Source organism: Paenibacillus sp. NPDC101420 (genome assembly GCF_050277435.1).
Lineage (GTDB): Bacteria > Bacillota > Bacilli > Paenibacillales > Paenibacillaceae > Paenibacillus_AQ.
In genome coordinates this window covers 1-25,674 of sequence record NZ_JBNNSE010000005.1, presented here as the reverse complement: position 1 = coordinate 25,674, position 25,674 = coordinate 1, and the positions used below count along the sequence as shown (strand labels likewise).

At 45.0% G+C, this 25,674-nt stretch carries 27 protein-coding genes and 1 other annotated feature; all 27 genes read left to right on the top strand.

The window, feature by feature from the left end; translation table 11 throughout:
• Positions 1 to 65 precede the first annotated feature (65 nt).
• The 27 genes from ACQKMP_RS20530 to ACQKMP_RS20400 all read left to right on the top strand — a co-directional run bounded on the left by ACQKMP_RS20530 (position 66) and on the right by ACQKMP_RS20400 (position 25,243).
• Positions 66 to 1,301: an SPOR domain-containing protein gene (locus ACQKMP_RS20530; RefSeq protein ID WP_427470708.1), complete on the top strand. Its 1,236-nt coding sequence runs from the start codon at positions 66 to 68 to the stop codon at positions 1,299 to 1,301.
• Between the two features lie 240 nt (positions 1,302 to 1,541).
• Positions 1,542 to 1,787 carry a DUF4321 domain-containing protein gene (locus tag ACQKMP_RS20525; protein ID WP_042191180.1) on the top strand — a complete coding sequence of 82 codons (246 nt, stop codon included), beginning with the start codon at positions 1,542 to 1,544 and terminating at the stop codon, positions 1,785 to 1,787.
• A 34-nt stretch (positions 1,788 to 1,821) separates the two neighbouring features.
• On the top strand, positions 1,822 to 2,418 hold the full coding sequence (locus ACQKMP_RS20520; RefSeq protein ID WP_149645995.1) for a Maf family protein: 597 nt from the start codon (positions 1,822 to 1,824) through the stop codon (positions 2,416 to 2,418).
• A gap of 24 nt (positions 2,419 to 2,442) precedes the next feature.
• On the top strand, positions 2,443 to 3,132 hold the full coding sequence (radC, locus tag ACQKMP_RS20515; protein WP_042191176.1) for a RadC family protein: 690 nt from the start codon (positions 2,443 to 2,445) through the stop codon (positions 3,130 to 3,132).
• Between the two features lie 39 nt (positions 3,133 to 3,171).
• The gene (locus ACQKMP_RS20510) at positions 3,172 to 4,206 is read left to right on the top strand and encodes a rod shape-determining protein (RefSeq protein ID WP_042191174.1); all 1,035 of its coding nucleotides are present in this window, start codon (positions 3,172 to 3,174) and stop codon (positions 4,204 to 4,206) included.
• A gap of 62 nt (positions 4,207 to 4,268) precedes the next feature.
• Positions 4,269 to 5,147, top strand: coding sequence for a rod shape-determining protein MreC (mreC, locus tag ACQKMP_RS20505; protein ID WP_042191173.1), 879 nt, complete (start codon positions 4,269 to 4,271; stop codon positions 5,145 to 5,147).
• Complete coding sequence (gene mreD / locus ACQKMP_RS20500) at positions 5,147 to 5,677, top strand: rod shape-determining protein MreD (RefSeq protein WP_081383060.1); 531 nt, start codon at positions 5,147 to 5,149, stop codon at positions 5,675 to 5,677. Before mreC ends, mreD begins: the two co-directional genes overlap by 1 nt.
• Before the next feature lie 80 nt (positions 5,678 to 5,757).
• Positions 5,758 to 6,417 carry a septum site-determining protein MinC gene (minC, locus tag ACQKMP_RS20495; protein ID WP_042191171.1) on the top strand — a complete coding sequence of 220 codons (660 nt, stop codon included), beginning with the start codon at positions 5,758 to 5,760 and terminating at the stop codon, positions 6,415 to 6,417.
• Between the two features lie 5 nt (positions 6,418 to 6,422).
• Positions 6,423 to 7,217: a septum site-determining protein MinD gene (gene minD, locus ACQKMP_RS20490; RefSeq protein ID WP_042130573.1), complete on the top strand. Its 795-nt coding sequence runs from the start codon at positions 6,423 to 6,425 to the stop codon at positions 7,215 to 7,217.
• A 177-nt stretch (positions 7,218 to 7,394) separates the two neighbouring features.
• The gene (locus tag ACQKMP_RS20485) at positions 7,395 to 8,258 is read left to right on the top strand and encodes a peptidoglycan DD-metalloendopeptidase family protein (protein WP_427470703.1); all 864 of its coding nucleotides are present in this window, start codon (positions 7,395 to 7,397) and stop codon (positions 8,256 to 8,258) included.
• Entirely contained in the window at positions 8,251 to 9,093 is an 843-nt protein-coding gene (locus tag ACQKMP_RS20480; protein WP_042191168.1) for a M50 family metallopeptidase, read from the top strand. The genes ACQKMP_RS20485 and ACQKMP_RS20480 overlap by 8 nt, the downstream gene beginning before the upstream one ends.
• A gap of 58 nt (positions 9,094 to 9,151) precedes the next feature.
• Positions 9,152 to 10,393: an Rne/Rng family ribonuclease gene (locus tag ACQKMP_RS20475; protein WP_042194404.1), complete on the top strand. Its 1,242-nt coding sequence runs from the start codon at positions 9,152 to 9,154 to the stop codon at positions 10,391 to 10,393.
• Positions 10,394 to 10,455: 62 nt separating this feature from the next.
• Positions 10,456 to 10,541 (top strand) — a sequence feature (ribosomal protein L21 leader region).
• A 14-nt stretch (positions 10,542 to 10,555) separates the two neighbouring features.
• Complete coding sequence (rplU, locus tag ACQKMP_RS20470) at positions 10,556 to 10,867, top strand: 50S ribosomal protein L21 (protein WP_042130566.1); 312 nt, start codon at positions 10,556 to 10,558, stop codon at positions 10,865 to 10,867.
• Positions 10,868 to 10,879: 12 nt separating this feature from the next.
• The gene (locus tag ACQKMP_RS20465; RefSeq protein ID WP_042191166.1) at positions 10,880 to 11,215 is read left to right on the top strand and encodes a ribosomal-processing cysteine protease Prp; all 336 of its coding nucleotides are present in this window, start codon (positions 10,880 to 10,882) and stop codon (positions 11,213 to 11,215) included.
• A 17-nt stretch (positions 11,216 to 11,232) separates the two neighbouring features.
• Complete coding sequence (gene rpmA / locus ACQKMP_RS20460; protein ID WP_042130564.1) at positions 11,233 to 11,544, top strand: 50S ribosomal protein L27; 312 nt, start codon at positions 11,233 to 11,235, stop codon at positions 11,542 to 11,544.
• A 282-nt stretch (positions 11,545 to 11,826) separates the two neighbouring features.
• The gene (locus tag ACQKMP_RS20455) at positions 11,827 to 12,567 is read left to right on the top strand and encodes a Spo0B domain-containing protein (protein ID WP_076300740.1); all 741 of its coding nucleotides are present in this window, start codon (positions 11,827 to 11,829) and stop codon (positions 12,565 to 12,567) included.
• Positions 12,568 to 12,582: 15 nt separating this feature from the next.
• Positions 12,583 to 13,893 (top strand): GTPase ObgE, encoded by a 1,311-nt coding sequence (obgE, locus tag ACQKMP_RS20450; protein WP_042191162.1) that lies wholly within the window; start codon positions 12,583 to 12,585, stop codon positions 13,891 to 13,893.
• A 212-nt stretch (positions 13,894 to 14,105) separates the two neighbouring features.
• Entirely contained in the window at positions 14,106 to 15,425 is a 1,320-nt protein-coding gene (locus tag ACQKMP_RS20445) for an SPFH domain-containing protein (RefSeq protein ID WP_379425533.1), read from the top strand.
• A gap of 11 nt (positions 15,426 to 15,436) precedes the next feature.
• Positions 15,437 to 16,183 carry a hypothetical protein gene (locus tag ACQKMP_RS20440; protein ID WP_427470699.1) on the top strand — a complete coding sequence of 249 codons (747 nt, stop codon included), beginning with the start codon at positions 15,437 to 15,439 and terminating at the stop codon, positions 16,181 to 16,183.
• 14 nt (positions 16,184 to 16,197) lie between these two features.
• Positions 16,198 to 16,968 (top strand): hypothetical protein, encoded by a 771-nt coding sequence (locus ACQKMP_RS20435; protein ID WP_427470697.1) that lies wholly within the window; start codon positions 16,198 to 16,200, stop codon positions 16,966 to 16,968.
• Between the two features lie 54 nt (positions 16,969 to 17,022).
• The gene (locus ACQKMP_RS20430; protein ID WP_427470695.1) at positions 17,023 to 18,384 is read left to right on the top strand and encodes a hypothetical protein; all 1,362 of its coding nucleotides are present in this window, start codon (positions 17,023 to 17,025) and stop codon (positions 18,382 to 18,384) included.
• Positions 18,385 to 18,542: 158 nt separating this feature from the next.
• On the top strand, positions 18,543 to 18,980 hold the full coding sequence (locus ACQKMP_RS20425; protein ID WP_427470693.1) for an ACT domain-containing protein: 438 nt from the start codon (positions 18,543 to 18,545) through the stop codon (positions 18,978 to 18,980).
• A gap of 36 nt (positions 18,981 to 19,016) precedes the next feature.
• The gene (locus tag ACQKMP_RS20420; protein WP_042191151.1) at positions 19,017 to 20,303 is read left to right on the top strand and encodes a homoserine dehydrogenase; all 1,287 of its coding nucleotides are present in this window, start codon (positions 19,017 to 19,019) and stop codon (positions 20,301 to 20,303) included.
• 59 nt (positions 20,304 to 20,362) lie between these two features.
• Positions 20,363 to 21,343 carry a homoserine kinase gene (gene thrB / locus ACQKMP_RS20415; protein WP_427470691.1) on the top strand — a complete coding sequence of 327 codons (981 nt, stop codon included), beginning with the start codon at positions 20,363 to 20,365 and terminating at the stop codon, positions 21,341 to 21,343.
• On the top strand, positions 21,340 to 22,227 hold the full coding sequence (gene pheA / locus ACQKMP_RS20410) for a prephenate dehydratase (protein ID WP_042191147.1): 888 nt from the start codon (positions 21,340 to 21,342) through the stop codon (positions 22,225 to 22,227). Before thrB ends, pheA begins: the two co-directional genes overlap by 4 nt.
• Positions 22,228 to 22,231: 4 nt before the next feature.
• The gene (ilvE, locus tag ACQKMP_RS20405; protein ID WP_042191145.1) at positions 22,232 to 23,113 is read left to right on the top strand and encodes a branched-chain-amino-acid transaminase; all 882 of its coding nucleotides are present in this window, start codon (positions 22,232 to 22,234) and stop codon (positions 23,111 to 23,113) included.
• A 324-nt stretch (positions 23,114 to 23,437) separates the two neighbouring features.
• The gene (locus ACQKMP_RS20400; RefSeq protein ID WP_427470688.1) at positions 23,438 to 25,243 is read left to right on the top strand and encodes a LysM peptidoglycan-binding domain-containing protein; all 1,806 of its coding nucleotides are present in this window, start codon (positions 23,438 to 23,440) and stop codon (positions 25,241 to 25,243) included.
• The last annotated feature ends 431 nt before the right edge of the window (positions 25,244 to 25,674 follow it).

Sequence of the window (25,674 nt, the reverse complement as noted above, 5' to 3'; positions counted from 1 at the left end):
ATAGCATATCTCTCTATTGTCTATCATATATTTACTTATAGATTAGATGAGGTGAGGTGTAACTGTTGAATAACGGAAGAATGACATTCCGATTTGACGTGAACAAGGACGAGCCTAAACCAAAGCCTAAAGTGGTGGAGCGCTGGTCAAATGGCGGATTGGGCACAGCTGAAGAGTACGCTGAGGGACTGCGTCAAGAGGTAGGTCCAGCACAGCAAACATGGCTTTATGAGCCTGATTTTCGTTCCACGTATGAGGCACCACCGGAAGATTCCTATGACTATTACTCGGGTACTGTAGATCCACGCCAGGAAGAATGGGACGAACAGGATAAGGATTTTAGATATACACAGCAATCGTATCTTCTGTCAGATATGGTTTCGGATAGCAGGGATAAATTAGAGAATGTATCCTCTGGCAGTTACGGAGGCTCTTATCATACTCGACGTCCTTCGTATTGGTGGAAATTAGCTCTTTCTGTTACGGGAGCCATCGGCACAGGGGTACTGCTTGGTTATGCTGCACTTTCTTTCTTTTACGGAGGGAATATGGACAGTAGCTCTGGAAATGGGACAGCAGACATGGCGGCTACTTCAGTGCAGTCCAGTGGAGCTAAAGATCCGGCAGGTGTAGGTACATCAGGATTACCAGTGACGGGTACTGAAAATTCAGGGAAGAACACCATCCCAGTTCAAGTAGCTGCGCAAAGCTATTATCTGCTGCAGTACGGAGTATTCAGTACACCTGCAGGCGCTGAAGAGGCTCGCCAGGAGCTGTTAACTGCAGGTTTGGCCGCGGGTATGGATCCTGCCGACGGCAATCGTGTGTATGCTGGAATATCATCCGACCGTGAACAGGCCAAGCTACTTAGCAGCGGACTAAAGAATCAGGGTATTGAACTGTATGTGAGAGAGGTGGCACTTCCCGGGGCTGAACAGCTTGTCTATACCGGTAATGCAGAGGAAGTGAAGAACTATTTCTCCGTGAGTGGGCAGCTGCTCAGTGAACTAAGCAGTCAATCTGCTTCTTTACTTAGCGCTGGCCAAACTAGTACGACAGCAAATACCCCCGCTATGAGTGATCTCCATCTGCAATGGAGTGAAGCAGTAAAAGTGCTGGAACAAGGCATATCTCCTGAAGCCAAAAGCATTTGCGCAGCGTTAGAGAAATCAATGAGCCAAGGGATATCAGCCTGGAGTGAATATAACAAGAACAAGGCTCAGGGCCTACTTTGGGAAGTGCAAGAATCGATGCTGAGCTTTTTGACTAGCCAGAAACAGCTGCTAACTGCAATGAATTAACTGATAGATTGTTGACTTTAAAGACAGCAAGCCTCCAGATGTGGGGGCTTGCTGTTTTGGCGCGAAAGAGGAAATTATCCCTATATAACTTAAACTATAATTGATACGGAGGATGGTATCGCTCCGCAACTTTTAGTGCAAATGGTGGTAAACATTACCGTAAGGGATTTTACGTTTGTATTGATCACAATTTCACCGTATAATAATTAGGGTGTCAAAAAATGGCGAGGGAAGACTGAGATGAAGAAGAAAAATGTAGGAACACTGCTGTTATTTCTAATTCTAGGCTGGCTGGCTGGAGCCTGGATCGCCAAGCTACTGCAGCCGGTAAAGGCTCTTTCTTTTCTAACAACATCGACTGTGCTTAAGTGGTCTCCGCGAGCCGATTTGGACATCATAACCTATGACATCACTATTCATTTGAAATTGTGCATGCTAAGTCTCGTCGGTATTATTACAGCTGTATGGCTGTACCGAAGACTTTAACTCTCGTTATTGATCAAGAAGGGACGTTTACAACGTGGACAACTCACAACACATTATTTTAGCCTCAGGTTCACCGCGTCGACGAGAGCTTTTGTCTTTACTGGGCTTGCCTTTTGAGGTCATTACCAGCGAAGCGGACGAAAGCACACCACCGGACTTTACGCCGGAGCAAATCGTGCGCAGTTTGGCTCTGCGAAAAGCAGAGGCTGTAGTGGCTGCAGCAGGAGAGCGTAACGCAGTAATTATTGGTAGTGATACGATTGTTGTACTAGATAACACTGTGCTAGGCAAACCGGTGGACGAGCTGGACAGTAAATCGATGCTTACCAGACTTCAGGGCCGGAATCATAAGGTTTACACGGGTGTAGCCTGTATTGGACTTCCGCATGGAAAGACTATAGTGGAGCACCGTGTTACTTCCGTAACGATGAGAGCAATGACGGAGGATGAAATTATTGCTTATATAGCTACGGGAGAGCCCGCTGATAAGGCTGGCTCTTATGCGATACAAGGGCTTGGCTCCACCTTGGTGGAACGAATTGAAGGCTGTTATTTCAATGTTGTCGGATTGCCGCTGTCGCTTCTTGGCGAAATGCTGTCCGAGTTCGGTATAACTGTATTGAACCGGTAGGAAGCTTGGGAAAGAGGGATAGGGATGGAGTCGCAATCAGTAATGCTGCGGGACCTCCCCCATGAAGAACGACCAAGAGAGCGCATGATGCATTATGGGGCGGAATCATTAAGTCAAGCGGAGTTGTTAGCCATTCTGCTGCGTACGGGAACACGCCGTGAATCGGCTATTCATATTGCACAGCAGATGCTGGGGAAAATCGGTGGCCTGCGTGGGCTAGTTGACCTTAGCATCGAAGAACTGACCGAAATCAAAGGTATCGGCCCTGCCAAGGCCGTGCAACTAAAAGCAGGCATCGAACTTGGAAGGCGCCTTGCGAACTCCAGGTTTAACATGCCGGTCATTATCCGTTGTCCTGAGGACGCTGCGGAGATACTGACTGAGCAATTGCGTTATCTGCAGAAGGAGCATTTTGTCTGCTTGTTTCTGAATACGAAGAATCATGTGATAGGACAAGAAACGTTGTCTATGGGCAGTCTTAATGCTTCGATTGTTCATCCTCGTGAGGTATTCCGAGCAGCTATAAAATGTAGTAGTGCCTCTATCATATGCGCACATAATCATCCTAGTGGTGATCCAACGCCTAGTCCTGAGGATATCTCCTTGACCTCAAGACTGCTTCAGGCAGGCGAGATTGTCGGGATTGACGTGTTAGATCATCTAATTATCGGTGATAGCAGCTTTGTAAGCTTGAAAGAAAAAGGACACATGTAATATAAATGTGAAGATTTACTTAGGAAAAGGAGAATTAGCATGTTGGGTAGTTTTACGAAAGATTTAGGAATTGACTTGGGGACAGCGAATACGCTTGTCTATGTACGCGGTAAGGGGATCGTTGTAAGAGAGCCTTCCGTTGTAGCCATTAACACTGACACTAAGACGATTGAAGCCGTGGGTGAATCCGCTAAAAAGATGATCGGTCGTACACCGGGAAACATTCGTGCGATCCGTCCGATGAAGGATGGCGTTATCGCTGATTTTGACACAACGGCTACGATGATAAAATATTTTATTCGTCAAGCACAGAAACAACGTTCTATGTTCCAACGTCACCCTAATGTAATGGTCTGCGTACCATCCGGCATTACTGCTGTAGAGCAACGTGCCGTAGAAGATGCTACTAGACAAGCTGGTGCTCGCGAAGCTTACATTATCGAGGAACCTTTTGCTGCAGCGATTGGTGCAGATCTACCGGTATGGGAGCCAACAGGAAGTATGGTTGTTGATATCGGCGGAGGTACTACTGAAGTTGCTGTAATTTCACTCGGCGGTATTGTTACTAGTCGTTCCGTACGTGTTGCGGGTGATGAAGCGGATGAGTCCATCATTCAGTACATCAAACGTCAGTACAATCTGATGATTGGTGAACGTACTTCGGAACAGCTTAAAATGGACGTAGGTTCTGCCTTGCCACTTGAGAAAGCTGAGACTATGGAAATTCGCGGACGCGATCTCGTTACAGGCCTGCCAAAGACGCTTACAATTACTTCTGATGAGATCTGTGAAGCATTGTCCGATACAGTGAGTTCTATTATTGAAGCTGTTAAAGTAACTTTGGAAAAATGTCCACCGGAGCTCGCAGCAGATATTATGGATCGCGGGATTGTCTTGACAGGTGGAGGCGCCTTGCTTCGTAACTTGGATAAACTGCTTGCGCGTGAAACTGGAATGCCAGTTATTGTCGCTGAGAACCCTCTGGATTGTGTAGCGATTGGAACAGGAAAGGCGCTTGATAATATCCATTTGTTCAAGAGTCGCAGCAGTTCCAGTCTTCGCTCTAAGAGATAAGCCTATGTATTGCCACTTGTGTACGTCAACCCCTGTTATGGGAGAAATACTGTTGTTAGAGGGTGTTGAAACTGTTTAAACTCTTAAGCAATAAACGTCTGTTTATTCTGTTGATTACACTGGTGCTGTTCATTGTGGTGATGGGCTTCAGCTTGGCATCAAGGAGTTCCTTGTCCTGGCCGGAGAACTTTCTTAGAGACACTACTGGTTTCGTGCAAAAAATGTTCTACAAGCCCGCTGGATATGTAGCGGGCTTGTTTGAAGATATCGGAAATCTGAAAGATCTTTCTAAGGAAAATGAGCAGCTGAAGATTCTAGCCGCCCAATATGCACGTGATAAAGCGCAATACAATTTCATTCAGGTAGAAAATGAGCAGTTAAAGGAACAGTTGAAGTTCACGAAAGCTCAGGAGGAATTGTATAAATATCAATACCATATTGCACAGGTGGTTAGTCAGACAACAGAACCAAGCAATAGTACGATTGTAATCGATTTAGGTGCTAAAGATGGCGTTAGACCAAATATGTCTGTGATCTCGGTTGATGGATTAGTAGGTGTTATTAGTCAAGTCAGCAATTTCACCTCTACGGTGAAGCTGATGACCATGATGGATACGAATGACCCTAATTCTCAGCCGCCAATTGCGGCAACCGCTATTAACAAAGAGGGCAAAACCTTTGGTATGATTGAAAGCTATGATCCGAAGACAAACAAGTTATTGATGAACAAGATCCCGCCAGGTGATCCTATTGCGCCGAAGGATGTTATCGTTTCTTCTGGTATTGGGGGATTGTATCCGCGAGGATTGACCATCGGTACAGTTGAAAGCGTTGAGGTTGGTGAATTTGGATTAACCTCCACAGCAGTGATTAAGCCTTCAGCAGAATTTCAAGACTGGAAGCAGCTGATTGTTGTTTTTACGGAGGAGCGTGCTGAATAGTGAATATGCGCAGATCTGTTCTTGTTCTGTTACTGTTCCTCTTGTTCATTCTGGAGGGAACCATTCTGCCTTGGCTGATTCCAGATGTATGGCAGATGCGAATTATTCCGAATCTAGTGTTCGTTGTGTTATTGTTCGTGGCTGTATATCATCATCGTCATACAGCGCTTATACTGGGCCTAACTTTCGGACTATTACATGATGTCGTTTTTTATGGCAGAATTCTAGGAGCACATTCTTTTGCGATGGGTCTGTCGGCTTATTTAATCGGCCTTCTGTTTCAGATTCCGCGTGCGCCACTGCCTCTTATGATGACTGTGATTCTGCTCGGAAGCTTGCTAGAGGATAGTGTGTTATTTGGTATTTATAGTGTATTCAATCTCAATCAGGAGCCTTATAGCTGGGCTATTTTGAATCATATGCTACCAACGATGCTCTTTCATTTTGCTATTGCTCTGATCCTCTACATACCGTTACGACGCCAGCTTGAGCTGATCAAGAAAGAGAAGAGTACGGAAGAAGCGGCATAAAGAAGCTTCTATTTTCTTTCTTAATAAAGCAGGAATTTAAGGGGCCCGGCACGAATGAATGAGGATAGGGGGCCAGGCATATGACAGTAAAATCCAAGCATGTAAGGATTAAGGGCATCAAGGATGGCCTGATATTCCTGCTAGACGACAAGTGTCCCTTCGAAGATCTTCTGAGCGAGCTTCGCTATAAGTTGGAGCACAGCCATCAAAATATTTTGACTGGACCGATTGTCCATGTAGATATTAAGCTGGGCAATCGTCCCGTAACTGAGGAAGATAAGGAAGCTGTGCTGGAGATTCTGAAGGGACAGGGAAATCTACTGATTCGTTCCATAGAGGCGCTTCCAGTGCCCGGCAGTGAGGATAATGACGCTTTGTTTCTTATGAGCGGGATTCTTCGTTCCGGTCAGGTGCTGCACCATGATGGAAATCTTTTATATCTGGGGGATGTGAACCCAGGAGGAACTATTACCTGTTCAGGCGATATCTATATTCTAGGATCACTTAGAGGTATGGCGCATGCTGGAGTAGATGGAAATGAAGAGGCGATTATCGCTGCTTCATTAATGTCTCCGACACAACTGCGAATTGCTGATATTATCAGTCGTCCTCCCGATGAGTGGGAAACCCGAGAAAGCAGTATGGAGTTTGCATATTTAACGAACGGAGCTATGCAAATCGATAAAATTCATAATTTAGTCAAAGTACGTCAGGATTTAAATGTGTTTAAAGGGGTGTAGCCTCCATGGGAGAAGCGATAGTCGTAACCTCGGGCAAAGGCGGCGTTGGCAAAACAACCACAACAGCCAATATTGGAACCGCACTTGCACTGCAGGGTAAAAAAGTATGTCTCGTCGATACCGACATTGGACTGCGTAATCTGGATGTAGTAATGGGGCTTGAGAATCGTATTATTTATGATCTTGTGGATGTAGCGGAGGGTCGTTGTCGCCTAAATCAAGCACTCGTTAAAGACAAACGCTTTGATGAGTTGTATATGTTGCCCGCAGCTCAAACGAAGGATAAAACGTCCGTCACTCCTGAACAAGTAAAAGATATTATTCTCGAACTGAAGAAGGAATATGAATATATTTTGATTGATTGTCCAGCGGGGATTGAACATGGCTTCCGCAATGCGATTGCCGGTGCGGATAAAGCGATCGTGGTTACCACACCAGAGCATGCTGCTGTGCGGGATGCGGATCGTATTATCGGACTGCTTGAGCAGTCACATGTGGAATCGCCAAAGCTGGTGGTAAATCGTATTCGCCCAGGTCTTGTGAAGTCTGGGGATATGCTTGATATTGAGGATATTTTACAGGTGTTGAATATTGATCTTATCGGAATTGTTCCGGATGATGAACTGGTCATTAAGGCCGCAAATAGTGGAGAGCCTACAGTTATGAATCCCGATTCGTCAGCAGCTATTGCCTACCGCAATATTGCTCGTAGAATTTTAGGTGATGCTGTGCCGCTAATGCAGCTTGATCGGAAACCGGGAGCATTTAAGAAGTTCAAGAAATTTTTCGGTATGGCTTAATTCTGCACCAAGCAATCTTACTATAGAAGCATTAACGGTCCCACCACTAGAGAAATCTATGGGTGGGATTTATTTATTTAGTGGTATTTAAGTGCTCCACCTTGGGCGGGCTTGTTCTAAAGAGACTTCCGTGCTTCATAAAATGGAAGTAAAACAAGCCCGTCCGGAGGGATAAACATGGATCTCAAATCAGATATCAAGAATCGCCGCAAGGAGCGTATTCGTAGTTTGCTGGAGGAAATCCCGAATATAGAAACAGCAGAGGTGCCTCCGTTATTCGTTATGCCCGAAAAGAGTACGAGCTTCAAGGAGTGGGGTACGGGGTTTAAGAAAAATGAGGAGCAATCATCTATAGAGCCTGATCCGGAAGTGATGTGGAAAGAGAGACGGGGGGGCTGGGAGGAACCAGGTGGAGGAGGTTCTAAATTTTCTTCGGGTTTTATTCGGCGGGTTATAGCCAGTGTGCTTGTGTTTGGAGCGGTGTGGGGAGTTTTTGCAGTTCACCAGCCATGGTCCTATAAAGTCCAAGCCTTTATTAGTGATGCCTTGAGTAATGAGATGGATTTCACAGCAGTGCGGGTCTGGTATGAGGAGAATTTTAATGGTGCACCGGCGTTCATACCGATATTTGGTGACAAAGACGAACCTGCTCAAAAGGCAGCAGCTCAACATGAGCTTAGTGCCCCGGTAGCTGGAAGTATTGTGGAGCCCTTTGCCTCCACGCTAAAAGGTGTAGAAATTATGCCTCAAATCGATTCAACCTCAAATGTGAAGGTGAAGAGTATAGACATGGGACGTGTTCTTTCCATCTCTAAAGAATTGGACGGTGGCATTCGAATTGCGGTTCAACATTCTGGAGGAATTACAGCAGAATACGGACATTTAAATGGCACTAAGCTGGAGATTGATGACTGGATTCAGAGTGGAGATGAACTCGGGTGGATGCTGGAGAAAGAGGGCTCCTCAGCTCCAACGCTATTCTTTGCAGTGATGAAAGACAAGACTTATATTGATCCTACAGAAGTGGTATCGTTTGATTAGGATCTTAGGGATCGATCTGTCACTACATCCATTGTTCGTAATCATTATGTTGTTTTCTGTACTCACAGGACAATTTCTGGAGTTGCTAACTTTATTTACGATCGTCCTCATTCATGAAATGGGACATGTGGTGGCTGCCCTTTTAGTTGGTGTTACAGTCAAATCGGTTCAGCTTCTTCCGTTTGGCGGAGTTGCGGTTATTGAGGATCATGGGCGGCTCACCGCTAGTCGTGAGATTGGTATTGCACTTGCCGGTCCGCTGCAAAATGGCATCATGATTGTTATGGCTCTTGGGCTTCAGCAAGCAGGTTATGGTAATCAGGAATTTTTAGTCTATTTTATAAATGCTAATGCCATCATTGCGCTCTTTAATCTTTTGCCTGTTCTGCCACTTGACGGAGGCAAAGTACTTCAGGCTACAGTTAGTTTATTTCTTCCTTATTACTATACTTTGCTATGGAGCGGACGAGTGAGCGTTGCTGCAAGCATTTTTGTGATTGTTTATGCGCTATTGCCTCTTGGAGCAGGTGGAGGCTTGAGGCTGAACATGGTTATGATCGGTGCTTTTTTATTGTATTCAAATCTCACGGATCATCGGAATTTACCGTACCGATTTGTTGCGTTTTTGATGAATAGGGAGGCGGTTTATGAGTATCATTTGCGGACAGGAAGTGTGGCTCGTCCAATTGTTGCCTTATCTGCGAAACCTTTAGATGCTATATTGCGTCTATTTAAACGTAATCAATATCATTTTATCTATGTATTAAACGGCGAAGGAAATGTTGTTGCTGTTGTGCCGGAACAGCGCTTAATATCTACCTACTTCGGAATGTAGTGTATTTATACAGAGCGTGAGAAGGGATGAATGAATGAACGAAACCAGAGGTGAAGCCATGAAACAGATGATCGTTCACTGCACGCAGCACATTACCCGAATGGCTCTTCTGGAGAACGGAAGGCTTGTGGAGTACGCGGCTGAACGCGATCAGCAGCAAGGGCTGGTCGGAAGTTATTATAAAGGCCGTGTGATTAACGTACTTCCAGGTATGCAGGCTGCTTTTGTTGACATTGGACAGAAGAAGAATGCTTTTTTATATGTTGATGATGTATTGCACCCTCATTTGGATAGACAGCCGGATGTGAAGCCTTCTATCGAGACGCTTTTGCAGCCGGGTCAGGATATTGTTGTACAAGTAAGAAAAGAGCCTAGTGGCGGCAAAGGTGCGCGTGTAACGACCCATTATACATTGCCCGGTCGTTGGATGGTGTACATGCCTTTTGCCGATTATGTTGGGGTATCCAAAAAAATAAGTCGCGATGCAGAACGTAGCCGGCTCAAAGGAATTGGTGAACGTCTGCGAATGAAAGAAGAGGGGGTTATTATGCGGACCGTCTCTCAGGATGAGCCGCATGAAGCAGTGGAAGGTGATCTTTCATTTTTACGTGCGCAATGGGATAACATTACACGTCGGGCACAAACTGCAGAAGCCCCAGCTCTACTTCATCGTGATCTTAGTATTGTTCAGCGCTTTATAAGAGATGCTTTTAATCCACAGCGTGATCAGCTGATTATAGATTCTCCAGTTGCAGTTAAAGAAGCCAAGGCATTTCTGGATGACATGGCACCTGATGGGTACAAGCCTGTGAGTTTATATAATGGACCGGAGTCCATTTTTACAGCTTATGGGGTTCAGGAACAGCTGCACAAGAGCTTCAGTCGCAAGATCACGCTGGAGGGCGGAGCGACAATGATCTGGGATGAGACGGAGGCGCTCACCGTTATTGACGTGAACACCGCGCAATACATTGGAGGAGCATCCCTTGAAGAGACGGTGACGAATACTAATTTGCTTGCAGCAGAGGAGATTGGTCGTCTGATCCGTTTGCGAGATACGGGCGGAATTATTATTGTTGATTTTATTGATATGGAAGAAGAAATACACCGTAAAATGGTTACCGAGCGGCTGGAGAAAGTGATCTGCAAGGATCGAACCAAAACCCATATTCTCGGTTGGACAAGACTTGGACTCCTCGAGATGACCCGGAAGAAGGCAAGACATGATTCAGCCAGCTTCGCACCTATCCTTTGTCAGTGCTGCGGAGGGACTGGGAAAGTTGGAGAATGGATGGAATGAGTTGACGATGGGCGATAAGTATGATAATATCTTCAAGTATGTGTTTGATTGATTCGGTCCTGCACATGCTGTAACCGCTCCGATCGGGTACATAAGTGCAGTTCCCACGGGAATCTGCCACCTAGACTAGGCGAGTCTGAGACATGAGGAGGTGCAAGTAAAATGTATGCAATTATCGAAACTGGCGGTAAACAATACAAAGTCCAAGAGGGCGATGTTTTGTTCATTGAGAAGTTGGAAGCTGAAGACGGCGCAAGTGTAACTTTTGACCGTGTATTGGCTGTTTCTAACGAAGGTGGTCTGACTGCAGGAACTCCGCTCGTAAGCGGCGCGTCTGTAACAGCTAAAGTCGAGAAACATGGTAAAGGCGCTAAGGTTGTAGTTTACAAATACAAACCTAAGAAGAACTACCACAAGAAACAAGGCCATCGTCAACCGTACACGAAAGTAACTATCGAGAAGATTCAAGCGTAAGAAGGTGCGTGAATGATTAACGTACGGATTACACGATCTTCGGATCTAGGAACTATCGTTGGCTTTGAGGTAAAAGGGCATGCGGGTTATGCAAAGCGTGGCGAAGATATCGTATGTGCCGGAGTTTCGGCCGTAACGGTTGGAACCGTCAATTCGATTGAGACTTTGACCGGAATCTCCATGGATACATCCATGAAGAACGGATTCCTAAGTGGAACATTAGGTTCCATTGATGATTTCGATACTTCCGCGAAGGTGCAATTGCTGCTTGAATCCATGGTCGTGATGCTAAATGATATCGCAGAATCATACGGAAAGTATCTTCAAATAGAGCAAGTAAATATTTAAAGAAGGAGGTTGACAACATGTTGAAATTGAATCTTCAATTGTTCGCATCGAAAAAAGGTGTAGGTTCCACAAAAAACGGACGGGATTCCCATTCCAAACGTCTTGGCGTGAAACGTGCTGACGGTCAAGCAGTAACCGGCGGTAACATCTTGGTTCGTCAACGCGGAACAAAAATTCACCCAGGCACTAACGTAGGCATCGGTAAAGATGATACGTTGTTCGCATTGGTGGATGGCGTAGTGAAGTTCGAACGTTGGGGCCGCGATCGCAAAAAAGTGAGCGTATACCCAGTTGATGTCGCTCCGGTAGCAGCGGCACTGGAAGCGTAAGCTTACGGAACCATATTTGCATGTAGAAGCCTCCGGCATGAGTGCCGGAGGCTTTTTTGTAGAATATTCAGAAGCGTTTATGGATACCTCTTTGAGCACTTTAGAAATGTATACCTTCAGAGTTTTAAGAAAACATAAACATCCTTAGACATATGTGAAATCTAACGGTTATCTCTGGTGAACTACAGGGAACTGCTGTGTTATACTAGGAAATGGTAATTGATGAGGGTAATAATCTAAACGAAGTCATGAATTTTGCGAACTGAGGGACGGGGAGAAAGAATGAAATCCTGGAAAAGTGCAATCTGGGCAGTCATGTTATCCGTAATGCTTCCTTTAGGACTCGTGTATTGGCATACCTCCCTTTTGACGTGTCTGTTGCTGGGAATTTGGGTAGCAGCAACGGTTGCTTTCAGTTTGATTTGGAATCAGCGTCATTGGGAACGGGAACTCCGTATACAAGAGAACACTCTGCAACAGGCGGCGATTCGGACACTGAATCATCATCGTCATGATTGGATGAATGATTTGCAGATTCTTTACGGATATATTCAGCTTGGAAAGCCTGATAAATCCGTGGAGTGTGTGGAAAGAATAAAGGAACGCATAGCGCTTGATAGTCGTATCGCTAAGCTGGGCATTCCTTCATTGGTCTTCTATATCCAATCTTTCCGAACTTACCGGACTAGTCTGGAGCTGGAAGTTCAAGTGGAGGAAGGATTGCAACTGGAGGAGAAGCTAAACCGGGAAGCAGGAGATGAGCTGACTTCAGTGATCATGCAGACCGTACGAGCTTATCAATATAACGGACTGGCTCCTCAGGGTGAAACGCGCAAGCTGCGTCTTGGCTTTATTCAGGATGGAGGAGACATTCTTATCTCCTTCGAAGGTGAGGGAGAGCATGGCAATCCCGAGCAGCTCAAAGGGCAAATTTATAATATAGTACAAGGGAAAATCATGAAAGCGGAGCAGTTTAAGCCCAGCAAGGCTTATGTAGAGCTGCGTTTGCCGCTTGAAATGTGAGGAAGGTGAACATTAATGTTCGTAGATAAAGCTAAGATTTATGTTAAGGGCGGAGACGGCGGGGATGGTATCGTTGCGTTTCGCCGGGAAAAGTATGTACCGGATGGTGGTCCAGCAGGTGGTGACGGTGGCCGTGGTGGCGACGTTATCTTCCGCGTAGATGAGGGCTTGCGTACGCTGATGGATTTCCGTTATCAACGCCATTTTAAAGCGGACAAAGGGATTAAAGGACGTAACAGAAGTCAGCATGGGGCGAACGCTGATCATATGATTGTGCGGATTCCACCTGGAACCATGTTAATTGACGATGATACTCAAGAGATCATCGCCGATTTGACTCGTCATGGTCAGCAAGTTGTTGTTGCCCGTGGGGGTCGTGGGGGTCGTGGGAATGCTCGTTTTGCAACAGCAGCTAATAAGGCTCCAGAGCTAGCAGAGAACGGCGAAGAAGGTCAAGAGCGGTATATTGTTATGGAACTTAAGGTTATGGCTGATGTGGGACTTGTAGGCTTCCCGAGTGTGGGCAAATCTACGCTACTGTCGGTCGTATCCGCAGCTCAACCAAAGATTGGTGCATACCATTTCACTACGATTACACCGAACTTAGGTGTAGTAGATGTTGGGGATGGACGAAGCTTTGTAATGGCGGATCTGCCAGGATTAATTGAGGGAGCTAGTGAAGGCATAGGGCTTGGTCATGAATTCCTGCGTCACGTTGAACGTACACGGATCATTATTCACGTAGTGGATATGTCTGGTTCAGAGGGGCGTGATCCCTTCGAGGATTGGGTTCTCATTAATGACGAGCTGAAGCAATATAATGCGGCTCTAATTGATCGTCCTCAAATCGTGGCCGCGAATAAAATGGATATGCCAGAGTCAGAGGAGAATCTCATCGCTTTCCGAGAACGCGTAGCTGAGCTGCGTCCGGATCTTGAGGTTATGCCAATCTCCTCGCTTACCCGTCAGGGTGTTCAGGAACTGTTATATCGTGCAACGGATATTCTTGATAGTATTCCGGTGGCACCGGTAGTTGAAGAAGTATCAGGAACAACTGAACGTAAGGTTTATAAGCTAGAAGCGGAAGATAATAACTCGTTCACCATTACACGTGATAATGAAACATATGTGGTCAACAGCCCTCGTATCGAGAAAATGTTGAAACGTATGCAGCTTAGCACACATGATGCGATTCTAAAGCTCGCCCGGACATTGCGGCATATGGGTGTAGATGCAGAGCTTCGTAAACGTGGAGCTGTAGAGGGGACTATTGTCCGTATTGGTGAGTTCGAATTCGAGTTCGTAGAGAATAGCAGTTACTATTAATATTTAGCTGATTACAAAGCGCGACTTGTGTTCTCCTGTAGAGGAAGACACAAGCCGCGCTTTTTTTATTTCCATATCGAGTATATTTTTTTCGTGAAAAGAACCCAAATCACGATATATATCGTATACAATTAATATCGAAATACACAATTTCCCATCCGGGAACGCATACGTTATTCATATATCATAGATGATGAAAGAGGGAATAGCAGATGGCAATTATAGAAGTGGTGAAGTACGACGGTCCTCCGGGGATTTTCGCATGGAAATATCCTAACCAAGAGCTAGGGACATGGACTCAGCTAATCGTTAATGAATCTCAGGAAGCGATCCTATTCAAGGGCGGACAAGCGCTTGATTCCTTTACGGCAGGGCGGCACACCCTGAGCACCGCCAATATTCCTATTTTATCTAATATCGTTAATCTTCCTTTCGGTGGGAAGTCGCCGTTCACAGCAGAAGTATGGTATGTGAACAAGACCAATTCGATGAATGTTAAATGGGGAACCAGCGCACCTTTACAACTCCAGGATCCTAAATACAAAATTATGATTTCTGTTCGTTCCTTCGGACAGTTTGGTGTAAAGGTTGATAATCCGCGCAAATTTTTGTTGCAGCTTGTTGGAACGCTTCCTCAGTTTGATCACGATACGCTCGTGAATTATTTCCGCGGCTTGCTTATGTCGAATATAAATGAACTGATTTCATCCTACCTTGTACATAAGCAAATCAGTATACTGGAGATTAATGCCTATGTTGCAGAGATCTCAAAGCATATCCAGGGGCGGCTAGCATCAACTTTTCTGGATAATGGACTTGAGCTGAATAATTTCTATATTGATTCCATTAATATTCCTGATGATGATCCGGCAACGATTCGATTAAAGGAAGCTTTAGCTAAAAAAGCAGAAATGGATATTATCGGCTTCAACTATCAACAGGAGCGTGGCTTTAACACGATGGAAAAAGCAGCAGGTAATCCTGGCAATCTTGGAGTAGGCATGATGAACACCGGGATGGGGCTTGGACTTGGTATGGGATTCGCTGGACCGGCTATGGATATGGTGAATCGTATGACCCGAGGGATGAGTTTTGATTCAGGGACTACAGTTGTGCGCCAAGAGCGCTCCTGTTCGAAGTGTGGGGTTATGAATTCTGTTGAGGGAAGGTTCTGCAGTGGCTGTGGGCATGCTCTGGAGAGCATTCAGCAAAGCACATCGTCCGGAAACAAGATCAATTGTTTGGAATGTGGTCATGAATTGAAAGCAGGAGCCAAGTTCTGTCCTGGTTGTGGCAATCCTTATCGTGCTTGTCCAACCTGTGGAGCAGATAATCCTGAGGGTGCATCTTCCTGTGTCTCTTGTGGAAAAGAAATGCCTAAAGCCTGTGGTAAATGTGGAGAAATGGTATCACCAGGGGTGAAATTCTGTCCTCACTGTGGAGATAGCTTGGTTATTAAATGCGGAGGTTGTGGGCATGAGCTGAAGCCTGGACAGAAATTTTGTGCAGAGTGTGGAACAAAAGCAGGCTGAAGGAGGACGTTATGAACAAGGGCAAAAGCTATATTCGTATCATCACCATTATTTATGTGGCTGCTATAATACTAACGGTGTTCTCCTTTATAGGGTTAGGCTTCTCTGAATCACTGTTTCGATTCGTGATTTCGCTAGTTGCTGTTCTGCTGGCGGAGAGTGTGGTGTATGGCTATTGTATTTTTTGGCTCCGTACTGCAGGTAGTGTGCAGCGGACCTCACCCGTTCTTCTCAGCGGTGCATTCATCACGGGGATTTATGCGGTTGGAGTATTCGCATCGGCTATTGTCTTTGATTGGCTACTGGAGTTGTCCCCTCTGTGGTATGCTGCCGTTCAACTGCTGATTCTTTTGATTGGTGGAATCACACTGGCTGTGATCGGGATTTATGGATGGAATGCCGGAACAGAAGAACAGCAAATGCAGAGGTCTTTGCAAGCTTTTCGGCAGCATCAGAGTGAAATAAACGAGATCAGTACGCTGGCAAGCAGCTGGAACAATCCCGAAACTGAACAGCTTGTAAAAGTGCTCAATAAGTTACGAGATCAATTCAAGTTCAGTGATCCTGTATCAGATCCATCTTTATATGCTACTGAGGATATCATGCATCAGCAGATCTCCCTGTTGCATGATCATGTGAAGCTTCTGCTCATGACAAATGAGCCACATGAGAACTGGCAAGCTGAAATCAACGAAATGGCCGACAGTATTAAAGCTACACTAGAGCGGCGAAATCGGGAATTAGCGGCACTTAAATAGGAGGAAATAATTACATGAACAGATTGAACATACAAGAGCCGTCACCGACCCCAGCGGGGAGTGCAGCGGTTCCTCTGATTAAATTAGACCGGACTGGGTTTGATTATGTCATTCTTGCGGCAGCTTATCTATTCACACCCATTGGACTCGTTCTTGCATTGTTACGTTTGATGCTAACTCATTATAAAAATCATCGGAGACCCACCAATCTAAATCTGATCATGCATGTATTTATCGGAGGATTTGTTGAACTCTCTATTGCAATGTTTGTGGATACCATGAGTGGAAACACTGGAACTTCTGAATTATTAACGATCCAGATTTTCCTTGCAGTCATATTTTTGATTCCGGCACTTATTCTTGCGAGTGTGACAGCAAAAGCTAAATATACACTTTCTAAGCTTAACACTTCTTATATAGAGCTGATTCAAAATAAAAATATCCGATATGTCGGCAGTATATCTGAACGGATAGGCCAAAGCGAAAGCGATGTACGGAGAGATGTCCAGTATCTCAAGAATAAAGGATTACTGGATATTGATATCGTACTTTCCGAGGGGCGCCAGACGCCAGATCTATCCATGGCAGCGCCTAATCTTGTTCATTCTGGAAGGACATCAGGCTTCGGAGCTCAAGCTTCGGGTCAGCAGATTCATACTCAACCTCAGTCCTCACCTCAGCTACCTAAGTCCATCCGTTGTCCGGGCTGCGGAGCACAGAACACGGTTCAGCCTAGTCAGTCTAAGAGCTGTGAATACTGTGGCACGATGATATCGTACAGTTAATGCCAAGGTTCTCCCTGAGCATTGTAGATATAACTTAACTAGGGGAGATAAAAGATGAGTAAATTGGATATACGAAGGCAGCCACCAACAACAGGCAAACCGATATATAAGCACGAATATGAGCGGACGGCGTTTGATTATACGACTATTGTGTTTGCGTATGTATTTGCTCCGGTTGGCTTTATATTGGCTGCCATTCGGTTATTATCTACACATTCCAAGAGACAGCGCAAAGCAAGCAATATTAACCTGTTTTATCATGCGTGTATGGGTGCCTTTGTAGAATTGGCGATCTATTTCATTATTAGCAAGCTACTCGGTCAAATCGATTATGTCGCACTCTTGATCAGGCTGGTGATTATCTACGCATTGTTTAGGATTCCCGCCATCAAATTGTCGGTTAGGGCCGTAGGATGGAGAGAGGGATTCACCTATCTTTGCAATGACTATATCGCTTTGGTTCTTGTGGACGGCATAAGGCATATCGGCAGCCTATCCGATATTCGCGGATTCAGTGAAGAGAACGTCCGCGAGGTTTTGGAATATTTAAAAGATCAGGGAGTACTTTCACCAGATATTGTTTATTATGAAGGACGTGTAGACAATCCATTTGTAAAATTGCCGCCGAAGCTTATTTATTCCAAACGGGCACAAGCACTGGTGCGTGCGCCTGAGAATAACCTTCGCTACCGTAACAAGCGAGACCGGACAGTGTTTGATCGAATCATTATGGCGATTGCCTATTTGTTTGCTCCGCTTGGGTTTGTACTTGCGATGCTTCGTTTTGTAAGCACTCATTATAAGAATGAGCGGAAATCATTTAACTACAAATTGCTCTATCATGTATGTATGGGAGCTTTTATGGAACTTGCCGTCCTCTTCGCTGTGGGGACCTACAAAGGGGATTTTAAGTGGTTCACTTTATTGATCATTCTGGTGGTCCTCTACTTGATCTTTATAATTCCGGCGGACAGCTTTGCAGGGAGGGCTACCTTCGCAACAGAAAACTTTGATTTTCTGTGCAAGAAGTATCTCATGCTGATCATAGTGGATGATGTTAGACATATTGGTAATTTAGCTGATATCACGAAACAAAGTGAAGATGATGTACGTAGAGACCTACGGTATTTGGTGAGATGGGGGTTACTTGCTTCTGATCTTGTCTATTATGAAGGACGTGTTAAGCTCTTAGATAAACAACCGCCCAATCTTGTACATCCTGACCGGGCAAAGCCCTCCGCGGCATCAGAGAACCAGCCATCATCTGGGCGGCAGTCATTACCGGAGAATAGGCCTAATCCACCTGTCCAACTGCCGAAATCCATCGTTTGTCCGAGTTGCGGTGCTAAGAGTAGAGTACTTCCTGGGCAGGATAAGATCTGTGACTATTGCGGGACGACGATTCCATACAGTTAGCGTACATACGATTGCCTGCTGCCCCCGGGAATCCGGGGGTTTTGCTGCACCGAACTCCCTGGCCTCAGAGTATACATATAAAGTTATTGCATTTTATAAGTCTTTTCCGATATAATGTCCACTAAGAAAACACAAAAGTCTTTGAGGTGAGGACGTTCGTGAAAGAACGCTATTATTTGGTCCGTGAGGACATATTACCTGATGCCGTACTTAAGACTATGCAGGTCAAACAATTGCTTGAGGCCGGGGATGCGAAGACCGTACATGAGGGTGTAGAACAGGTAGGATTAAGCCGGAGCGCTTTTTATAAATACAAGGATGGCATTCACCTGATCCATCAGCTCGAACGTGAGCGAATTGTTACGATCTCCATGGATTTGGAACATGAATCGGGGATACTCTCCAAGGTTCTAGGATCTGTGGCGGGGCATGGGGCTAACGTGCTGACGATTCACCAGAGTATTCCGCTACAAGGACGAGCGAATGTGGTGATTTCCGTGGAAATCTCACATTTGAATGAGGAGCTCGGAGAGATGCTTGATAGTCTGAAGAATATTCCGGGAGTGAAGCGCGCCCTAATCGTTGGACAGGGATAGAGAAATTATATACGTAAAACTTTTAGGAGGATACTGATGAAGCCGGTTAAAGTAGGATTGCTGGGTCTGGGAACAGTTGGTACAGGTGTAGTTCGTATCGTGGAAGGAAATCAGGAGGATTTGAGCAGTCAAGTAGGCTCTCCAATACTCATTGAGCGCATAGCGGTGAATAATTCCAATAAGCTCCGTGATATTGAGGTCGACCCTGCCAAAATAACAACAGATCCATGGGATGTTATTCGTGACCCTGAGATCGATGTAATCGTTGAAGTGATGGGTGGTATCGATGGAACAAAGGAATATATTCTTGAAGCTTTGGACCGCGGTAAACATGTCGTAACTGCGAATAAGGACTTGATGGCGCTGCACGGTTCGGAGATTCTGGCTAAGGCGCAAGAGAAGCAATGTGATGTCTTTTATGAGGCTAGCGTTGCAGGTGGTATTCCGATTATTCGGACGCTTATCGAAGGCTTTTCTTCAGATAAGATCATGAAGATTATAGGTATTGTGAATGGAACAACTAATTACATACTAACCAAAATGAGTCAAGAAGGCGCATCCTATAATGATGTGTTAAAAGAAGCGCAGGATTTAGGATATGCAGAGGCTGATCCAACTTCCGATGTTGAAGGTCTGGATGCTGCCCGCAAAATGGCGATTCTCGGGACCCTAGGCTTCCGTACTAACGTGGAGCTACATGACGTCAGTGTGAGCGGGATTTCAGAAGTGAGTAAAGCCGATATTGCCTTTGCAAAGCGTCTCGGATACGAAATTAAGCTGCTAGGCATTGCTGAACGTCAGGATGAGGAATTCAGTATCAGTGTTCAACCGACCTTGATTCGAGCAAGTCACCCACTTGCATCTGTAAATGGTGTCTTCAATGCAGTTTATGTGTATGGTGAGGCAGTAGGAGAGACAATGTTCTATGGTGCGGGCGCGGGTGCAATGCCAACGGCAACTTCGGTAGTAGCTGACTTGGTAGCCATTATTAAGAACCTCAAGCTGGGTGTTAATGGATTGAAGCAAAAAGTACCTTATAAGCAGAAGAAGCTTAAGAGTGATGAGGATATCTTTTATAAAAACTTCCTACTTTTACACGTTGATGATAAAGCAGGCGTATTGGCCAAGATTACTCAGGTGTTTGCCGAGTATGACGTGAGTCTTGATTCGGTAGTTCAGCAAGCCAATCCAAATAATCCTGATGCGGAGATTATTATTGTTACCCATAACGCCAGCAAAGCAAGTATGAATAAAGTGCTGCGTCACTTTAATGAACTGAAAGTCATCCACCGGATCAAGAGTCACTACCGTGTGGAAGGTTAGCACTTTAGATGGACTATACTTTCTATATTTAAACAATGAGTAAGGAGATTGCACCTGTTATGAGTACTTATGGAGTAGCAAGGGTTAAAGTACCTGCTAGTACTGCCAATCTTGGTCCGGGCTTCGATACTCTTGGCATGGCATTGCCGCTGTATGCCTGGATTGAGATGGAGGAAGCAGAGGAGACTGTTTTTCATCTATATGGTGACGAGATGAAGGGAGTGGCTCAGGATAAGAGTAATTTACTCTACAAGGTCGCTCAAATGGTATTTGCAGAAGCTGGCGTTACGGTGCCTGAAATATCTATTTCGATGTACTCTGAGATTCCGCTTACGCGTGGACTCGGCAGCAGTGCCTCGGCCATCATTGGGGGCATGGTCGCAGCTAATACGATGATCGGCTCTCCGCTCGATGATGCCAAGCTGTTTGATATGGCTACCCAGCTTGAGAAGCATCCTGACAATGTAGGAGCTTCCTTATTTGGTGGCATCATTACCGCAGTGTGGGATGGTGATCATGCGGATTACGTTCGCCTTGATCCACCTCAAGACCTTGAGGTTCTCGTGGTTATTCCAGAATTCGAGCTGGAAACCACAAAAGCACGGGGAGTGCTTCCAACAGAAATCTCAGTTAGTGATGCTGTGTACAACATCAGCAGAACCTCTTTAATGACAGCCTCGTTTGCATCAGGTCGGCTTGACCTGATCAGTAGAGCGATGCAGGATCGTCTGCATCAGCCCTATCGTGCAGCACTTATTCCAGGTATGGAGAAGCTGCTCGCGGAAGCACCTAACCATGGTGCTTTAGGAATCGCACTTAGCGGTGCCGGTCCTACCCTACTGTGTTTAGTTGATCGCCATGAGACTCGTAAGCGAGAGCTTGAGGCTTTCCTGATGAATACGATGCAAGAACACGGCATCTCTGCTCAGACTTGCTGGCTGATGCCTTGTACTTCAGGTGTTACATCAGAGCTTCTTAAAAGAAACGAGATGCAAAACGTATCATTTTTGGATATGATAAAAGGAGAAGTACGGTTATGAAATCAATAGCGGTATTGCCGCAGGGCTCGGTATCTCACGAAGCGCTGCTGCATTTGTTTAACGGCGAGCCTGTAAAAATTGTGCATCACAAGCTAATTTCCGATGTCTTTCTCTCTACGGCTGGTGGCACCACTGATTACAGCGTTATCCCGATTGAGAATACTATTGAAGGCTCAGTTAGTCTACATATTGATTGGCTCATTAATGAGGTCGATCTGCCTATGCAGGCTGAATGGATCTTTCCATCGATACAGAATCTCATCGGTCACCCGCTGGAATTCAGAGATACGAACGGCAATAAGGATTTCACTAAAATTAAAAAAATCCTTTCGCATCCTGTTGCAATGGCACAATGCATGCAATTTGTTCGGAAGCATGCACCTTGGGCTGAACTGGAGTCGGTCGGAAGCACCTCTGAAGCTGTTGAAATCGTTAAGAACAATCCTGACAAGGGCTGGGCTGCGATTGGTACTGCTCTTGGCGCAGCAACTCATGGGCTGGAGATTGTTGATCGGAAAGTTACAGATCACAACAACAACTACACGCGATTTGTCCTTGTTGGTCCGCAGAAGGTTGATCTTCCACGGAGCAGCAATGGTGTAAAGACGAGTGTCCTAGTTACGCTGCCGGAGGATTTTCCCGGTGCTTTGCATCAGGTCCTCGCTGCCTTTTCTTGGCGGAAGCTGAATTTATCGCGTATTGAATCACGACCAACGAAAAAGAAGTTGGGTACTTATTATTTTTATATTGATGTGCTGGAACCGATAGAATCAGTCCTGCTGCCAGGAGCGATTGAAGAGATTAGCGCTTTAGGCTGTCAGGTTCGGATTCTGGGCTCGTATCCCACATACACCTATGAGGAAGAGAAAGCGGAGGTGCAGTAAATTCATGGCTGAACAATGGATCTATCTGGATGGACAACACGTAACTAAGGAAAATGCAAAGGTATCCGTTTTTGATCACGGTTTTTTGTATGGAGACGGCATATTTGAAGGTATTCGTATCTACAATGGTAATATTTTTAAATGTAAAGAGCATTTGGACAGACTATATGATTCGGCGAAGTCGATCATGCTGGACATTCCGCTCACTTATGACGAGATGCTGGAAGCTATGGCTGAAACGATCCGCCTTAACGACATGCGTAACGGTTATATTCGACTGATCGTATCCCGTGGTCCTGGTAACTTGGGTCTTGATCCACGCCGTTGCCCTAAAGCCAGCGTAATCATTATCGTTGAACAATTAGCTATTTACCCAGAGCAAGCGTACATTAATGGGCTTCGTGCTGTTTCTGTATCCCAACGTCGTAATATTCCGGATGCACTGAATCCGAAGATTAAATCGCTTAACTATCTCAACAATATCCTAGTGAAAATCCAGTCCAATCTGGCAGAAGCCGATGAAGCAATCATGATGAATGCTCAAGGATATGTTACTGAAGGATCTGGAGATAATATTTTCATCATCAAAAATGGTGTGGTCTTCACTCCTCCATGCTATTTGGGAGCGCTTGAAGGAATCACACGTCTGGCGATCATCGAGTTATGTGAGAAATTGGGTATTAAGCTAAAAGAAGAACCATTCACTATGCATGATGTTTACATAGCGGATGAGGTATTCTTCACAGGTACTGCTGCTGAAGTTATTGCTGCGCGTGAAATTGACGGCCGAATCATTGGTGAAGGACAAGCGGGTCCAATCACTTTGAAATTGCTTGAAGAGTTCCGCAATGTTGTTGACAAAGATGGTTACAAGGTTTGGGAATAACATTTAATCGTACAATTTGCTCTTTACATGCTAGTCGAGTAATGAGTATTGAATAGGCATTAGATATCCTTTCATGCATATGAAGAAGATGGCCGGAGGTCTCTGGTACATCTTTTCATGTCTCATGAAAGGATTTTTTTTATTTCAGGGATGTCATTCGCCCATGGGCTGCATAAGATGTAGTAACGAAGGAGGCGGCTGTACCGCATATAACTCTGTAAGAGAGCAATGTTCCATCCAAAGGGTGTTTGCTTTCAAAGCCAGTTTTGCTGTGTAGCTGTAAGAAAGCAATACTCCACAAAACTTTTAGGAGGTTAATGCTACGTGAAAATACACATTGTCAAACAAGGCGATAGTCTGTATGCATTATCGCAAAAGTACGGAGTGCCGTTACAAAAAATTATTGAAGCTAATCCACAGATCAGTAATCCGAATGTGCTGGCACTTGGTGAAAAAGTAAAAATACCTACGGCTCCTGTATCCGTACCGGATAACAGTGAAGTTTACTACAAGCATACAGTCAAACAAGGAGATACCTTATGGAAATTATCTAAGGCGTGGGGAATCCCTTTAAAAGATATGGTTGAAGCAAACCCCCAGCTAAAGAATCCGAATGTATTGATGTTAGGGGAAGTAGTCAACATTCCTAAAAAGACATCAAACGCTTCACCCGTACAGCCAGGCTACATGCCTTCTAATGCTTCTGAGAAAACACAAGTTGGCGGGAAGGAATATACGGGTCCAAAAGAACAGCCAGTAGCTGAGGTAGTTCCTGCACCAAAACCGGAAACTAAACCAGAGGTCAAACCAGAAACTAAACCGGAAGCAAAAGCAGAAAATAAACCAGAAGCTAAAGCGGAAACTAAACCTGCACCTAAATCATCGCCAAATATCTCGCCTTTGTACAATTCTGCACCACACCCATCGATGAACATTGCCCCTATTAATACTCAAAATGCTGCACCTAATCCTGCACCGAATATGCAGATGGAAGTTGCTCCTGTGCAAGAAATTGAAATGCAGAGCCTATTTGTTCAGATTACAGTTCCAAATCAAGAGCCTGTAGCTCATCATGAGGCAGCAAAAGCTGAGATAAAGCCAGTGGCTTGCAAAGAGGAAAAGGCAGATGCTTGTGACAACATGGGATATCCAGGACTAGGAGGAAATCCTTATCTCTATGATTCTTATCAAAATAGCCCTAATATGAACATGAATTGGGCACCAAGTTATGTTCAACCGGCGTCATATGGACCTGAATGCATGTCTCCATACTTCTTTTCAGAAAATATGTATTCACCTAACATGAGTCCAGAACAATGGAATCCGAATGCTGCACCTAATGTGAGTCCAGAACAATGGAATCCGAATGCTGCGCCTAATGTGAGCCCAGAACAATGGAATCCGAATGCTTGGCCTAACATGAGTCCAGAACAATGGAATCCGAATGCTGCGTCTAACATGAGTCCAGAACAATGGAATCCGAACGCTTGGCCTAATATGAGTCCGGAACAATGGAATCCGAATGCTGCGCCTAACGTGAGTCCAGAACAATGGAATCCAAATGCTGCACCTAACAATATGGAGGCTAATGTTTCAGGGATGAATCCGATGTATGGGATGTCACCGAACCTTCCTTGGCCAACTACTTGTGGGTGTGGGGGAATGCATGTTCAACCCTATTCATATGAAATGCCCGTATATAATACCTATCCTGCATATGGAAACCCAAATGCATTCTCTGCTTATGGAGCGGGAACACCTAATCAGGGAATAGTTCCAGAATCTCCTCTTGGAGCTTTTGGCGGGCCGATAATGTCGAGTATTCCGTCTAATCCGCAGTATCCAGGTATTGGTAATTATTCGCAGCATAATCGGGTTCCGGAAATCCAAGATCCTGAAACGTTTGTACAGGATACTCCCGAAGTTGCTAGAACAGTGAATGAGGAATCTACTTCTGGCGCTTCTCTCAAGAGCAAGGGAACTGCAACGAAGGAAACGGCATCAAAAGCAAAGACCTCGAGTCAAAACAGCAGTAAGAAAAACAAAACAGCTGTGAAGTCTCAACGTTCAAATGCTGGTGGTCGTACAGAGAGCTCAAAGAAACGCAGAAATCCGTGGATTTCTAATTAATACAGTTCTAAACTAACATCCAATCTCTATTTAACGTGTAGGTTCTGATTATTAGAATCTGCACGTTTTTTATGAGAAGATGGGAACGAGAAGTAGGACTGAAGCAGCGAAAGTGAAAGTACTTATTTATGTTTTTTGAATTTAGGGGTTGTTTTTAGAGTGGGTTATATGTTACATTATAAATCCAGTCGCAAAGAGGAGATATAAACTTTCGGTTGGTGAATGTTAATTCGGATGAAATTACAAAAGACTTTGAAAAAAAGTGTTGCAATTCATCGGAAAACATGATATATTATAAAAGTTGCTGCTGAGACATTAAACGGCGCCAACGAGAACTTGATCTTTGAAAACTGAACAACGAGTGAGTGGGAAATCACGAAAGTGAAATCCAAAATTAGAGAATTAATTTTCTCGTCAGATGTTTCAAAATG

Bases quoted from the DNA above. Each gene is read 5' to 3' on its own strand.
- ACQKMP_RS20525 (WP_042191180.1), top strand. From the start codon at position 1,542: ATGAAGAAGAAAAATGTAGGAACACTGCTGTTATTTCTAATTCTAGGC.
- radC (WP_042191176.1), top strand. From the start codon at position 2,443: ATGGAGTCGCAATCAGTAATGCTGCGGGACCTCCCCCATGAAGAACGA.
- ACQKMP_RS20510 (WP_042191174.1), top strand. From the start codon at position 3,172: ATGTTGGGTAGTTTTACGAAAGATTTAGGAATTGACTTGGGGACAGCG.
- minC (WP_042191171.1), top strand. From the start codon at position 5,758: ATGACAGTAAAATCCAAGCATGTAAGGATTAAGGGCATCAAGGATGGC.
- minD (WP_042130573.1), top strand. From the start codon at position 6,423: ATGGGAGAAGCGATAGTCGTAACCTCGGGCAAAGGCGGCGTTGGCAAA.
- ACQKMP_RS20485 (WP_427470703.1), top strand. From the start codon at position 7,395: ATGGATCTCAAATCAGATATCAAGAATCGCCGCAAGGAGCGTATTCGT.
- ACQKMP_RS20475 (WP_042194404.1), top strand. From the start codon at position 9,152: ATGAAACAGATGATCGTTCACTGCACGCAGCACATTACCCGAATGGCT.
- rplU (WP_042130566.1), top strand. From the start codon at position 10,556: ATGTATGCAATTATCGAAACTGGCGGTAAACAATACAAAGTCCAAGAG.
- ACQKMP_RS20465 (WP_042191166.1), top strand. From the start codon at position 10,880: ATGATTAACGTACGGATTACACGATCTTCGGATCTAGGAACTATCGTT.
- rpmA (WP_042130564.1), top strand. From the start codon at position 11,233: ATGTTGAAATTGAATCTTCAATTGTTCGCATCGAAAAAAGGTGTAGGT.
- ACQKMP_RS20455 (WP_076300740.1), top strand. From the start codon at position 11,827: ATGAAATCCTGGAAAAGTGCAATCTGGGCAGTCATGTTATCCGTAATG.
- obgE (WP_042191162.1), top strand. From the start codon at position 12,583: ATGTTCGTAGATAAAGCTAAGATTTATGTTAAGGGCGGAGACGGCGGG.
- ACQKMP_RS20445 (WP_379425533.1), top strand. From the start codon at position 14,106: ATGGCAATTATAGAAGTGGTGAAGTACGACGGTCCTCCGGGGATTTTC.
- ACQKMP_RS20440 (WP_427470699.1), top strand. From the start codon at position 15,437: ATGAACAAGGGCAAAAGCTATATTCGTATCATCACCATTATTTATGTG.
- ACQKMP_RS20435 (WP_427470697.1), top strand. From the start codon at position 16,198: ATGAACAGATTGAACATACAAGAGCCGTCACCGACCCCAGCGGGGAGT.
- ACQKMP_RS20430 (WP_427470695.1), top strand. From the start codon at position 17,023: ATGAGTAAATTGGATATACGAAGGCAGCCACCAACAACAGGCAAACCG.
- ACQKMP_RS20420 (WP_042191151.1), top strand. From the start codon at position 19,017: ATGAAGCCGGTTAAAGTAGGATTGCTGGGTCTGGGAACAGTTGGTACA.
- thrB (WP_427470691.1), top strand. From the start codon at position 20,363: ATGAGTACTTATGGAGTAGCAAGGGTTAAAGTACCTGCTAGTACTGCC.
- pheA (WP_042191147.1), top strand. From the start codon at position 21,340: ATGAAATCAATAGCGGTATTGCCGCAGGGCTCGGTATCTCACGAAGCG.
- ilvE (WP_042191145.1), top strand. From the start codon at position 22,232: ATGGCTGAACAATGGATCTATCTGGATGGACAACACGTAACTAAGGAA.